General features: G+C 70.7%; 11 protein-coding genes. 4 read left to right on the top strand and 7 right to left on the bottom strand.

Translation table 11 applies throughout. The annotated features are described in order from the left end of the window. Positions 1 to 196: 196 nt before the first annotated feature. Positions 197 to 1,930: a VanW family protein gene (locus SLW56_RS11500; protein ID WP_320694866.1), complete on the bottom strand. Its 1,734-nt coding sequence runs from the start codon at positions 1,928 to 1,930 to the stop codon at positions 197 to 199. A 195-nt stretch (positions 1,931 to 2,125) separates the two neighbouring features. On the opposite strand from SLW56_RS11500, the gene SLW56_RS11495 reads away from it, so the two are divergent. Together SLW56_RS11495 and SLW56_RS11490 are read left to right on the top strand one after the other, a co-directional pair. Continuing rightward, complete coding sequence (locus tag SLW56_RS11495) at positions 2,126 to 3,430, top strand: NAD(P)/FAD-dependent oxidoreductase (RefSeq protein WP_320694865.1); 1,305 nt, start codon at positions 2,126 to 2,128, stop codon at positions 3,428 to 3,430. A gap of 57 nt (positions 3,431 to 3,487) precedes the next feature. Then, complete coding sequence (locus SLW56_RS11490) at positions 3,488 to 4,105, top strand: trimeric intracellular cation channel family protein (protein ID WP_320694864.1); 618 nt, start codon at positions 3,488 to 3,490, stop codon at positions 4,103 to 4,105. 115 nt (positions 4,106 to 4,220) lie between these two features. On the opposite strand, the gene rpoH is transcribed toward SLW56_RS11490, so the two are convergent. From rpoH to rhlB, 6 genes are all read right to left on the bottom strand, one after another. Then, positions 4,221 to 5,099 carry an RNA polymerase sigma factor RpoH gene (gene rpoH, locus SLW56_RS11485; RefSeq protein ID WP_026143641.1) on the bottom strand — a complete coding sequence of 293 codons (879 nt, stop codon included), beginning with the start codon at positions 5,097 to 5,099 and terminating at the stop codon, positions 4,221 to 4,223. A 218-nt stretch (positions 5,100 to 5,317) separates the two neighbouring features. Then, positions 5,318 to 6,049, bottom strand: coding sequence for a uracil-DNA glycosylase (gene ung / locus SLW56_RS11480; protein ID WP_152238761.1), 732 nt, complete (start codon positions 6,047 to 6,049; stop codon positions 5,318 to 5,320). Between the two features lie 28 nt (positions 6,050 to 6,077). Beyond that, positions 6,078 to 6,920 (bottom strand): response regulator, encoded by an 843-nt coding sequence (locus SLW56_RS11475; RefSeq protein ID WP_017909425.1) that lies wholly within the window; start codon positions 6,918 to 6,920, stop codon positions 6,078 to 6,080. A gap of 7 nt (positions 6,921 to 6,927) precedes the next feature. Then, complete coding sequence (gene ftsX / locus SLW56_RS11470) at positions 6,928 to 7,872, bottom strand: permease-like cell division protein FtsX (RefSeq protein WP_017909424.1); 945 nt, start codon at positions 7,870 to 7,872, stop codon at positions 6,928 to 6,930. After that, positions 7,869 to 8,555: a cell division ATP-binding protein FtsE gene (gene ftsE / locus SLW56_RS11465; RefSeq protein ID WP_320694863.1), complete on the bottom strand. Its 687-nt coding sequence runs from the start codon at positions 8,553 to 8,555 to the stop codon at positions 7,869 to 7,871. Before ftsE ends, ftsX begins: the two co-directional genes overlap by 4 nt. A gap of 73 nt (positions 8,556 to 8,628) precedes the next feature. Beyond that, complete coding sequence (rhlB, locus tag SLW56_RS11460; RefSeq protein WP_295910869.1) at positions 8,629 to 10,386, bottom strand: ATP-dependent RNA helicase RhlB; 1,758 nt, start codon at positions 10,384 to 10,386, stop codon at positions 8,629 to 8,631. 202 nt (positions 10,387 to 10,588) lie between these two features. Between rhlB and trxA the strand changes: the two genes are divergently transcribed. Together trxA and rho are read left to right on the top strand one after the other, a co-directional pair. Then, positions 10,589 to 10,930 carry a thioredoxin TrxA gene (gene trxA / locus SLW56_RS11455; protein ID WP_017908556.1) on the top strand — a complete coding sequence of 114 codons (342 nt, stop codon included), beginning with the start codon at positions 10,589 to 10,591 and terminating at the stop codon, positions 10,928 to 10,930. Positions 10,931 to 11,171: 241 nt separating this feature from the next. Continuing rightward, positions 11,172 to 12,977, top strand: coding sequence for a transcription termination factor Rho (rho, locus tag SLW56_RS11450; RefSeq protein WP_320694862.1), 1,806 nt, complete (start codon positions 11,172 to 11,174; stop codon positions 12,975 to 12,977). Positions 12,978 to 13,081 lie beyond the last annotated feature (104 nt).

Genomic DNA, 13,081 nt, shown 5'->3' with positions numbered 1-13,081 from the left:
GCTTCAGCCGCGATGAGGCGTTACCGGGAGTGCTTCGTCGCGGTTGAAGCCGCTGTTACGAGGCATGAGGCAATGGCGCGTATCGCGACACCACCCGTATTCCCCCCGGAGCCGCTCTAGAGGAACAGCGCATCCGCTTGACGCGTAGCGAGGCAGGCGGGCAACGCGCCAGCGGCCGTGACACCTCGTGCGTTGCTCAGCCCGCCAGACCCAAGGCGTCGATCACCTGCGCGCGCAGCGCGGCGCTGTCGCCGGCCTCCACGCAGCGCCACGCGCCAGCGTCCGCGGACAGGCCGCAGGCGGCGGTGGCGATCACCGGTTTGCCCAGCGCCATGGCCAGCAACAGGCCGCGCGGCTGTTGTTCGATCCACGCCGGCAGCAGCACCAGGCAAGCAGCGTGCACGCCTTCGGCCATCGACGCGACCCGCTGTACCGCGATGCCGTTCCAGAAGTCCGGCGTCTCCTGCGCACCGGGCGGCAGCAGCAACAACACCGGCAGGCCACGCACCGCCTCACGCAGTTCGTAGGCGCCCTTGCGCGCCAGCGCCGAGGCCGCCAGCAGTACCCGCGGTACGGCGTCCGCCGTGATGGCCGCATGCTCCGGCGCGGCTGCAGGGAGCGCCGGCCGTTGCCATGCCAGCGCGAGGCCGCGGCTGCCGGCCAGCGCCAGCAGTTCGCGATGCGGCGTGATCCAGTGCCGCGCCTGCGCCAGTGCCGCACGCTCGGCGGCGACCAGCGAAGGATCGGCGCGGAAATCGCGCAGGGTGGGACTGTGCGGATGCCGCTGCGCGGCCACGTCCAGGCGCGCCTGCAGCAGATGCATCGGCAAGGCGGTCATGCACACGTCCCAGCGCCGGCCCTGCAACTCGCCGGCCAGCCACAGCTCCGGCAACAGGCTCTGCGGCACCACCAGGTCGACATCGCGCGCGCCCAGGCGCCGCCGCAGCGCCTGCAGGCGGATGCGCTGCGCGCGCTGGCGCGCCTGCGGCAACGGCATGCCGCGCCACAACCACCAGCGCCGCAGCAGCGCCGCGCGCAAGGCCGCGACGCTGGTCCGCGGCAGCGCCAGCACGCGGTCGCCGGGTTGCTGCCGGCGTCGGCGGTCCGTGGCGAACTCCGGCCATTCCTCGTCGACCAGCCAGGTGCGGTGCAGCCCATCGGGCACCGCTGGCACATGGCGATGGCAGGCACTGCGGCCGCAGCGGGTGCAGTCGTTGGCGGCGTCGACACCGGCCGGCGCGGTGGGTCGCTGCAGCGGCGGCAACGGCAACGCCGCCGGCGCCACGGCACCGCCACGGATGCGCACGTGCAGCGCTTCGCCGTCCAGCCACACCTCCAGCCGCCACGGCGCGGCGGCGCGCAGGCGCAGGTCCACGTAGTTCCAGAACACCACCGCGTCGCGGTCGCGCTCGGCCAGGGAGCCGGCAATCACCTGGGTGTGGCGGTGCCGCTCGACGATCTCCAGACCTTGCCGCAGCGCCGCGTCGTAGATCGCATTGGACACCTGGCACAGGCCACCGCCGATCGACGGCACCAGGCAGCCCTCGCGCAGTTCGCGGCCGGCGACGAAGCCGCGACGGCCGGTGGCGCGGCCGAGCTGGCGCCAGAAACCGAAGGTCGCCCCGGCCGGCACCTCCACGCCGTGCAGCGCACGCGCGGCCAGGCGCAGGTTGTGGATCTTGCCGGCCACCAGCTGCGGCGCGGTCTCCTCGCTGTCGGGCCACAGCGCGGTGACGGATTCGGCACAGCTGCCGTCGGCGATCGCCAGGCCGGCATCGCGGCGATGCCGGCGCGGACCGTCGCGCAGATCGTGCAGCGCGCGGCGCAGTTGCAGCGCACGGGTCTTGGCCCAGAACAGCAGGCTGCGCCAGCGCGACGGCAGCAGCGCCGGCGGCGGCGCCGACGCGCGCGGCTTCACTGTCGCTGGCATGAGCGTGCGTCCTCCATGTCGCTGACCGCGCTTGGCATCGCGCTACTATACGGACATGCAGGTCCGGCCCTCGACGTTCGCGCAGCGCCTCACCGGCAGCGCGCGTTCCAGAGGATCGGCGCGCCGCGCGGCTGCGACGCGACCGCCGCGCCGACAACGGACGCCTCCTCTCCCCTTCCCCTCCTGGAGTCCTGCATGGACGACACACGCGTGCCGCACCTGATCGTGGTCGGCGGTGGCTTCGCCGGCTTGTGGGCCACCCGCGCCCTGGCCAGGACGCCGCTGCGCATCACCCTGATCGACCGCCGCAACCATCACCTGTTCCAGCCGCTGCTGTACCAGGTCGCCACCGCCGGCTTGTCGGCCCCGGACATCGCCGCGCCGCTGCGGCAGATCCTGCGCCACCAGGACAACGTCGAAGTGCGCCTTGGGGAAGTCGTCGACATCGACAAGCAGGCGCGGCAAGTGCGCCTGGCCGATGGGCAGACGCTGGCCTACGACTACCTGCAGGTCGCCACCGGCGCCACCCATGCCTATTTCGGTCACGACGACTGGGCCGCGCACGCACCCGGCCTGAAGACCCTGGACGACGCGCTGCAACTGCGCCGGCACCTGCTGCTGGCGTTCGAACGTGCCGAAGCGGAAACCGACCCCGCCGCGCGCGCGGCCTGGCTCAGCTTCGCCATCGTCGGCGGCGGCCCCACCGGGGTCGAGCTGGCCGGCACCCTGGCGGAGATCGCCCGGCACACGCTGAAGCACGAGTTCCGCCGCATCGACCCGGCCGAGGCGCGGGTGCGGCTGATCGAGGCCGGCCCGCGGGTGCTGTCCTCGTTCCCCGAACACCTCTCTGCCAAGGCGCAGAAGCAGTTGGAGAAGCTCGGCGTGGACGTGCTGACCGGCGTGCCGGTCGCCGACATCGACGCCAGCGGCTATCGCCTCGGCAGCACCTTCGTACCGGCGCGCACCGTGGTCTGGGCCGCCGGCGTGGCCGCCTCGCCGCTGGCGAAGACCCTGCAGACGCCACTGGACCGCAGCGGCCGCGTGCAGGTGCAGCCGGACCTGAGCGTACCCGGCCATCCGGAACTGTTCGTGGCCGGCGACCTGGCCGCGCTGCAGCAGGCCGACGGGCGCCCGGTTCCCGGGGTGGCGCCGGCCGCCAAGCAGATGGGCCGGCACGTCGCAGACACCCTGCGCCGGCGGCTGCGCGGCGACACCGCCGGCGTGCCGTTTCGCTATGCCGACTACGGCAACCTGGCCACCATCGGGCGCATGGCCGCGATCGTGCACCTGGGCCGGCTGCAGCTCTCCGGGGTGCTGGCCTGGTGGTTCTGGCTGGCCGCGCACGTGTTCTTCCTGATCGGCTTCCGCAACCGCGTGGTGGTGCTGCTCAACTGGGCCTGGGCGTACTGGAGCTACCAGCGCGCCGCGCGCATCATCCTCGGCGACCCGCCCGCGGCGGAGGACACGCAGGCGCAGCCCGCACCGCCCGTCGACAGGTGACACTGCAAGGCCGGGCTGCGATCCTAGCCGGCCTTTTTGCTGCAGCGCAGTGCCGTTTTGGCCACCTTCCTGTTCCTGCTCGACCTGCTGGGCGCCTTCGTGTTCGCGATCAGCGGCGCCACCGTCGGCGTGCGCCATCGCCTGGACCTGTTCGGGGTGCTGGTGCTGTCGTGCGCGGCCGCGGTCTCCGGCGGCATCGCCCGCGACGTGCTGATCGGCGCCACCCCGCCGGCGGCGCTGGCCGACGTGCGCTATCTCGGCGTCGCCTGCCTGGCCGGGCTGCTGGCTTTCTACAGCCACCACACGGTCGAGCGCCTGCGCAATCCGGTGCAGATCTTCGATGCGATGGGCCTGGCGCTGTTCGCGGTCTACGGCACCAGCAAGGCGCTGGCGTTCGGCCTGGGTCCGCTCAGCGCGCCGCTGTTGGGCATGCTCAGCGGCATCGGCGGCGGCATCGTCCGCGACCTGCTGGTGGCGCGCACGCCGGTGGTGCTGCAGGCCGAGCTGTACGCGGTGGCGGCCCTGCTCGGCGGCGGCGTGGTGGCCGTGGCGCAGGTGCTGCACCTGCCGCAGCCCTGGGGCCTGGGGGTGGGTGCGGTGCTGTGTTTCGGCCTGCGCTTCATGGCGATCCGCTACGGCTGGCACCTGCCGGTGGCGCGTCCGCCGGAGTCGTGATCCAGCGGCGTGCGGACGGACTTCCGCAGCCGGCAGTCACAGCCGCCCAGGACAAGAAAAAAGGCCCGGCAATGCCGGGCCTTCTCGCGCGTTGCAATCGCTCGCCGCAGGCGACTCAGGCGACGAACAGCGCCTTCATCTTCTTCAGCGCGTTCGCCTCGATCTGGCGGATGCGCTCGGCCGACACGCCGTACTCGTCGGCCAGTTCCTGCAGGGTGATCTTGCTGTCGGCATCCAGCCAGCGGCGCTTGATGATGTCGCGCGAACGCGCATCCAGTTCCGCCAGGCCTTCGCGCAGCAGCTGCAGCTGGTTGTCCTCGCTGTCGGCGCGTTCGTAGGCCTGCGAGGGATCTTCCTCGTTGGCCATCAGATACGCGGCCGGCGACGGCGGCGCGTGGTCGTCGTCCTCGTCGGACGGCGCGTCGAAACCGATGTCGCGACCGGACAGGCGCGACTCCATCTCCAGCACCTCGCGCTCGGACACGTTGAGGTCCTTGGCCACGGCGGTGACCTCGGCCGCGTTCATCCAGCCCAGGCGGGTCTTGGACTTGCGCAGGTTGAAGAACAGCTTGCGCTGCGCCTTGGTCGTGGCGACCTTGACGATGCGCCAGTTCTTCAGGATGTACTCGTGCATTTCGGCACGGATCCAGTGCACCGCGAAGCTGACCAGGCGCACGCCCATGTCCGGGTCGAAACGCTTGACCGCCTTCATCAGGCCGATGTTGCCTTCCTGGACCAGGTCGCCCAGCGGCAGGCCGTAGCCGTTGTAGCCGCGGGCCACGTGCACCACGAAGCGCAGGTGGGAATGGACCAGTTCGCGGGCCGCGTCCAGGTCTTCCTGGTCGCGATATCGCACCGCCAGTGCACGTTCCTCGTCGGACGTCAGCACCGGGATCTGATGCACGGCGCCGATATAGGCATCCAGCGAACCGAGCGGACTGGGGATCGGGAGGTTGTTGGCAACCAATGCGTTGGAAGTAAGCGTCTGGCTCATAGGGCTCATCTTAGCAGTCTACTAATTGGACTGCTGGGTACAGTAAAAAGTTCCTGTGTTCTGTTTATGCAACATATGAATCAGGAATGACACTGCATCACAAGCCACTGAAACAATCGGGACGCATCGTCATCCCGTTCTCTGACCGCAAAAGTAGCAGCCGGTTCGCGAAAATGGCGTCCACGTCAGGCGACAGCGTCGCCCTGTCCAACCGCGGTTCAGGCGCCGCCCAGCGCCGCTTCCAGCTCTGCGCGCGGCGGCAGACTCCAGTCGATGGGGGCGGCGCCGCGGCGCTTCAAGTACTCGTTGGCCGCGGAGAAATGCTTGCAACCGAGGAAGCCGCGGTGCGCCGACAGCGGCGAGGGGTGCGGCGCCTTCAGCACGCGGTGGCGGCGGGTGTCGATGACCTTGCCCTTGGCCTGGGCATAGCTGCCCCAGAGCAGGAACACCAGGCCCTCGCGCTCGCGGTTGAGGGTCTCCACGACGTGGTCGGTGAAGCCCTCCCAGCCCTTGCCCTGGTGCGCGCCGGCGCGGCCTTCTTCCACCGTCAGCACCGCGTTGAGCAGCAGCACGCCGCGCTGCGCCCACGGCAGCAGGCAGCCGTGGTCCGGCCGGCGGATGCCCAGGTCGTCCTCGATCTCCTTGTAGATGTTCAGCAGCGACGGCGGCACCGGCACCCCCGGCAGCACCGAGAAGCACAGCCCGTGCGCCTGGCCGTAGCCGTGGTACGGGTCCTGGCCGAGGATCACCACCTCCACCTTTTCGAACGGGGTGGCGTCGAAGGCGGCGAAGATCTGCCGCCCCGGCGGGAACACCCGCGCACCGGCGGCCTTGCGCTGGCGCAGGAACGTGGCCAACTCGCGCATCTCCGGGCGCAGCAGCCAGTCGCCGACCTGCGCCTTCCACGACGGCTCCAGCTGGATCCGGCTTTCGTCTTCGTTGTTGCTCATCGCTTGCAGGCTCGGGACATCACATCGGTCAGAAGGTCACCGCGATCTCGTCGAGCCGCGCCAGGCGCAACTGGAACAGCACCTTGGTGACCAGCAGGCGCTCCTCGATCGGTTTCTGCACCAGGTCGTTGGCGCCGGCGCGCAGCAGCTCGGACTGGGTGTGCGGGTTGCTGTCGCCGGTCATCACCAGCACCGGCATGCGCCGCTTGCCGTAGGCGAAGTCGACGCGGATGCGCTGGACCACGTCGCGGCCGTTGAGTTCGCCCTTGAGGGTGACGTCGGTCAGCACCAGGTCGATGCGGCGGGTGGTGCGGCCCAGCGACTCGGCGGTCAGCAGGGCGAACGCGTCCTCGGCGCTGAGCACGTGCACCACGTGCAGTTGCTGGCGCTCGAGCATGCGCTTGGTGGCTTCGGCCACCACCCGGCTGTCCTCGACGTAGAGCACGGTGGCGCCGGCCACCGGCTGCGGCTGCACGTAGCCGCGAATGAAGGTGGCCAGCGCCTCGTGGCCGAGCGCCTTGTCGAAGTAGTCGGTGACGTACTCGGTGAAGCGGCGCTCGACCAGGTGCTGCTGGGCGTCGCCGGAGACCACGATCACCGGCACGTAGGCCTGGCCGGCGGCCTCGCGCACGCTGCGGGCCAGGGTCAGGCCGTCGCCGTCGGGCAGCCCCAGCGAGGTGGTGACCAGATCAACCGGACCGGCCTCCAGCGCGGCGCGCGCCTCGGCGATGCTGGCGCAGCCGACCACGGTCACGTCGGGCAGTTCGCGATGCAGCACGTCGGCGATCAGCTTGCGCACCAGCTTCGAGCCATCGACCACCATCACCCGGGGGGCGGCGCTGATCAGATGCTTGAGCTCGTGCCCGGCCATGTGCGCCTCAGGTGTCGGTGGGCCGCGTCTGGCGCAGGAAGTGGCCGGTCACCAGCCAGGCGCCGAGCCAGCCCAGCAGCAGAGTGCCGAGCAGGACGAAGCCGGCGTGCAGCGCGTCCAGCCCGTGCAGCACGAAGTGGCTACCGTAGCTGTCGGCCAGCGCCGCCAGCGGCTGGCCCAGGGCCATGCCGGAGGCCGCGAGCAGGCCCAGCGCCAGCACTCCGGCGCCGAAACCGTACCAGGCGCCCAGGTACAGGAACGGGCGGCGGATGAAGCCGTCGCTGGCGCCGAGCAGCTGCAGCACGCCGATCTCCTCGCGCCGCGACTGGATGTCCAGGCGCACGGTGTTGCCGACCACCAGCACCGCACCGGCGCCGAGCAGCAGCGACAGCACCTGCACCAGGCGTTCGCCGAAATGCAGCCAGCCGTCCAGGCGCTTGCGCCACAGCGCGTCGTGCTGGACCAGGTCGGCCTGCGGCAGCGCGGTCAGCGCCGTCGCCAGCGGGGTGTCGTCGGCCGCGGCCGGGGTGACGATCAGCAGCGTCGGCAGCGGGTTGTCCTGCAGCGCGTCCAGCGCCTCGCCGAGGCCAGCGCTGTCGCGCAGCTCGGCCATGCCTTCGGCGGGCGTGCGCAGCGTTACCGCGGCCACGTCGCCACGGCCGCGCAGGGTCTGCGCCAGCGCCTGCGCCGCGGCGGCGTCGACGTCGGTCTTCAGGAATACGTTGATGTCGCGCGACTGCTGCACGCTGCCGGCGAACTGCTTGAGGTTGTCCAGGGCGATCGACAGGCCCAGCGGCAGGGTCAGCGCCAGCGCCATCACCGCCATGGTCAGCAGCGTCGCCCACGGCTTGCGCATGGCGCGGCCGAGGCTGTAGACGATGCTGTGCAGGTGGTGGTCCCACCACACGCCCAGCCGCGAGGGCGCCGCGGCGCCGGCGTTGCGCGCGCTCATTCGGCCAGGTCCTGCGGCGAGATGTCGTCGATCAGGCGGCCGTGGTCCAGGATCAGCACGCGCTTGCGCATCTGCTTGAGCAGGGCCAGGTCGTGGCTGACCACCAGCACGCTGGTGCCGCGCGCTGGCAGTTCGGCGAACAGCTGCATGATCTCGGCGGCCAGGGTCGGGTCGAGATTGCCGGTGGGTTCGTCGGCGACCAGCAGCCGCGGTTCGCCGACCATCGCCCGGGCGATGCCGACGCGCTGCTGCTCGCCGGCCGACAGCTGCGAAGGCAGCGCCTTCTCGCGGTGGCCCAGGCCCATGCGCTCGAGCACCGAGCGCACGCGCTTGCCGATCTCGGCGCGACGGGTGCCGCGCAGGATCAGTGGCAGCGCGACGTTCTCGGCGATGCTGCGGTCGGTGAGCAAGCGGTGCTCCTGATAGACCGCACCGACCTCGCGCCGATGCAGGGGCACGCGGCGGCCGCGCACCTTCAGCAGGTTGCGCTCACCGAACAGCACCGCGCCGCGCGAGGGCCGCTCGCTCAGGTGGATCAGCTTGAGCAAGGTGCTCTTGCCGGCACCGGAATGGCCGGTGACGAACAGCATCTCGCCCTCCTCGACCTCGAAGCTGACGTCCACCAGCGCCGCGTGGCCGCCGGCGTACTGTTTGCTGACATTGTCGAACCGCAGAACGCTCATCCGGCGATTATGCCGGAGCGGCCCGGGTGTTCGTCCACCGCGCGCGTCGCACGCGGCGGACGGCCGGTCCGGCTCAGGAGCTGGACACCAGCGAGCGCAGCTTGCGGCCCAGGCGGGTCAGGAACGAATCGTTCTTCGCCGCCGCACCACGCTCGGCCTGGCGCGCGGCCTTGACCGGGGTGGCCACGACCTGCACCGGCTTGGCCGGGGCCGCGGTCGCCGGGGCGGCGCTGCCGTTGCCGGCCGGTGCGCCCTCGGCACCTTCCAGCGGACGCCCGCCGCGACGGCGACGGCGCTTGCGCGGCGGACGCTCGCCTTCGACCGCCGGCACAGCGCCCTCGGCCGGCGCAGCACGCGGCGGCTTGGGCGCGGGTGCCGGCGCGGCGGCAACCGGCGCAGTGCCGTCGGCCGCAGCGGCCGTGGCATCGGCCGGACGCGGCGTGCGCGGACGCCGCGGCTTGCCGTCGGCACTGCGCGACTCGCCACGGCCGCCCGGGCCGCTGCGGCCGCCGCCGGGCTTGCCGCGACCGCCGCCACGACGCTGCTCGTCGGCCTCGCGCTGGGCGCGGGCCTCGCGGAAGATCTCACCGATGCTCTCCTCGCCATCGGCCTCGGCGGCCTCGCCCTCCACCGGCGCGCGCGGGGTGCGCGGCAGCGCCACCAGCAGCTCGGCGGTGACCGGCTCGACCGGGATCTTCTGCTCGATGTAGGCCTCGATGTCCGGCAGGCTCATCGCATAGCGCTCGCAGGCGAAGCTGATCGCGTCGCCCTCCTCGCCCAGCCGCGCGGTGCGGCCGATGCGGTGCACGTAGTCCTCGGCGTCGAACGGCAGGTCGTAGTTGTAGACGTACTTGACCCCGTCGATGTGCAGGCCGCGCGCGGCCACGTCGGTGGCCACCAGGATCTCCAGCTGACCCTTCTGGAAGCGGTTGAGCAGGGTCTCGCGCTTCTTCTGCGGCACGTCGCCGGACAGCACGCCGACCCGGTAGCCGTTGCGCTCCAGCGCGCGCGCCACGCGCTCGACGAACGCCTTGGTGTTGACGAACACCATGGTGCGCGCGCCCTCGCTGCGCGACAGCAGACCCAGCAGCAGGGTCAGCTTCTCCTCGTCGGAGGGGAAGTAGATGCGCTGGCGCACGCGCGCGGCGGTGATGCTCTCGGTCTCGACGACGAGCTTTTCCGGCTCGTTCATGTGCTCGTAGGCCAGCTCCAGCACGCGATGGCTGAGGGTGGCCGAGAACAGCAGGGTCTGGCGGGTACCGCGCTCGGGCATGCGCCGCAGCAGGAAGCGGATGTCCTTGATGAAGCCCAGGTCGAACATGCGGTCGGCTTCGTCGAGCACGCAGATCTCGCAGGCGTGCAGCGACACCACCTTGTGCTGCTTGACGTAGTCGATCAGGCGGCCGGGGGTGGCGATGATCACGTCCACGCCCTGCTGCAGCAGTTCGCGCTGCTTGTCGTAGTCCACGCCACCGTAGACCAGGGCGAAGCGCAGGCCCAGTTCGGAGCCGAACTTGACCGCGTCCTTGTGAATCTGGATCGCCAGTTCGCGGGTCGGGGCCAGGATCAGCGCGCGCGGATCCTCCGGCTTGCGGTCGGCCAGCGCCGGGCGGCTGAGCAGGCGGTTCATCACCGCCACCAGGAACGCCAGGGTCTTGCCGGTGCCGGTCTGGGCCTGGCCGGCCACGTCGCGGCCCGGAAGGGCCACCGGCAGGGTCAGCGCCTGGATCGGGGTGCAGCGGGTGAAGCCGGCGCTTTCGAGGCCTGCGAGCAGCGCGGGCTGCAGTTCGAACGCGGAAAAAGTCACATCGGTCAGCGGTTTGTCGCTCATCATTCCATCTTCGTGAGGCCACCCCGCCCGAAGCGTAAGGTCGCGGCTTGCATCGGTCCCGGCAGCGTCGCACACTGGCGTCTTCCATGCCGGGTCGCGCGACAGGGGGAATCCCTTGAGATCGCCGCGCAATGCCCCAGTTTACCGCAATGCGGCGGCCACCCGGTCCGGCCAGTCGCATTGGCCCAGGAGAACCCCCAAAGTGAGCGACAAGGTCCTTTACGTCGGCGACGCCGATTTCGATGCCACGGTGCTGCAGTCCGACGAGCCGGTCCTGGTGGACTTCTGGGCCGAGTGGTGCGGCCCGTGCAAGATGATCGCGCCGGTGCTGGACGACCTCGCCGATGCCTACGACGGCCGCCTCAAGGTCGCCAAGGTCAACGTGGACGAGAACCGCGCCACCGCGATCAAGTACCACGTCCGCTCGATCCCGATGCTGCTGCTGTTCAAGAACGGCCAGATCCAGGCCACCCAGATCGGCGCGGTCGGCAAGGGCCAGCTGACCCAGATGATCGACAAGACCCTGGGCGGCAGCGCCGCCTGACGCCCGCTGCCGGCACCGCTCCGCAACCGGAGCGGCGCCGCGGCAGCCCGGCCGGCGCAGCATCGCCGGCGGCTGAATCGCCCACGAACGCCTGCTTGCCGTGCCTGCGTGGCGGTGATAGTGTCGATACATCCGGTGGCATTCGCACACCGCACCCCCTCTGGAAGATTCTCTCCCAGACCTCCTCCCAACCCCGTATGCCCCCACGCTGGGCGCTCGCACTCTTAGCGAGGAACACCACTTGTCCGATCACACCATGTCCGAACCCGGGAGCGCCGACGCCCCCGCCGAGAAGCGCGTGCGCAAGCCGCGCGTCAGCAAGGCCGCGAGCGGCGCGGAAGGTGCCGCCGAGCACGGCGCGCCGGCACAGCCGACCCTGCCGCTGAATCCCGCGCCCGCGCCTGCGCCCGTCCAGACCGAGGCGCCGCGCGCCGCGGCCACGGAGTCGGCTCCGGCCCCGGCCTCAAGCGGCGGCCAGAGCCACGGCGGCGGCGACGCGCCGGCCCAGCAGGGCGGCGGCCAGGCGTCCGACGGCGGAGAACCGCGCGAAGGCCGTGAGCCGCGCGACGGCGGCAACAACAACCGCTTCAACAACCAGAACCAGAACAACCAGAACAACCAGCAGGGCAACCGCCGCGACCGCTTCCGCAATCGCCGCGACCGCGACCGCGACCGCAACCAGCGCGGCGGCGACCGCTTCCAGGACAACGGCCTGCCCAGCGACAACGGCGGCAACGAGCCGTTCGTGCCGCGCCCGCACGCCAGCGTGCCGGAAGGCTTCCCGATCTACTCGCTGAGCGATCTGAAGAAGATGCCGGCGCAGAAGCTGCTGGACATCGCCGAGCAGCTCAACATCCAGGACGGCGTGGCCCGCGCGCGCAAGCAGGACGTGATCTTCGCGCTGCTGAAGGTGCTGACCCGCCACGGCGAAGGCGTCGCCGCCGACGGCGTGCTGGAAATCCTGCCGGACGGCTTCGGCTTCCTGCGCGCGGCCGAGGCCAGCTACCTGGCCGGCCCGGACGACACCTACATCTCGCCCAGCCAGATCCGCCGCTTCAACCTGCGCACCGGCGACCACCTGTCCGGCCGCATCCGCTTCCCGAAGGACGGCGAGCGCTACTTCGCGCTGTCGATCGTCGACACCATCAACGGCGAGCCGCTGGAAGCGAGCAAGAACAAGGTCCTGTTCGAGAACCTGACCGCGCTGTTCCCGCGCAAGCGCTTCACCCTGGAGCGCGGCAACGGCTCCTCGGAAGACATCTCCGGCCGCATCCTCGACCTGATGGCGCCGCAGGGCAAGGGTCAGCGCGCGCTGATCGTGTCCCCGCCGAAGGCCGGCAAGACCATGCTGATGCAGCAGGTGGCCACGGCGATCACCACCAACCACCCGGACGTGCACCTGATCGTGCTGCTGATCGACGAGCGCCCGGAAGAAGTGACCGAAATGCAGCGCACCGTGCGCGGCGAGGTCATCTCCTCGACCTTCGACGAGCCGGCCGCGCGCCACGTGCAGGTCGCCGAGATGGTGATCGAGCGCGCCAAGCGCCTGGTCGAGCACAAGAAGGACGTGGTGATCCTGCTCGACTCGATCACCCGCCTGGCCCGCGCCTACAACAACGTGGTGCCGTCCTCCGGCAAGGTGCTCAGCGGCGGCGTCGACGCCAACGCCCTGCACCGCCCGAAGCGCTTCTTCGGCGCGGCGCGCAACGTCGAGGAAGGCGGCTCGCTGACCATCATCGCCACCGCGCTGGTCGAGACCGGCAGCAAGATGGACGAGGTGATCTACGAAGAGTTCAAGGGCACCGGCAACAGCGAAGTGCACCTGAACCGCCGTATCGCCGAGAAGCGCGTGTACCCGGCCATCGACATCAACCGCTCCGGCACCCGCCGCGAGGACCTGCTGATCGAGCCGGAACTGCTGCAGAAGATCTGGATCCTGCGCAAGCTGCTGCATCCGATGGACGAGATCGCGGCGATGGAATTCCTGCTGGACAAGATGAAGAACACCAAGTCCAACGACGAGTTCTTCGGTTCGATGAAGCGCTGAGTTCCGGCGCCGGCTCGACCGCAACGCCCCGCTTCGGCGGGGCGTTCGCGTTTGTGGCGGCGGCACTGTGTTGCCAGTGTCTTGCTGGCGTCGGGTCCGACGGT

Source organism: Xanthomonas sp. LF07-6 (assembly GCF_034105445.1).
Taxonomy (GTDB): domain Bacteria; phylum Pseudomonadota; class Gammaproteobacteria; order Xanthomonadales; family Xanthomonadaceae; genus Xanthomonas_A; species Xanthomonas_A sontii.
The sequence above is the reverse complement of the archived record's forward strand: the minus strand, read 5'-3'. Positions and strand labels throughout refer to the sequence as shown.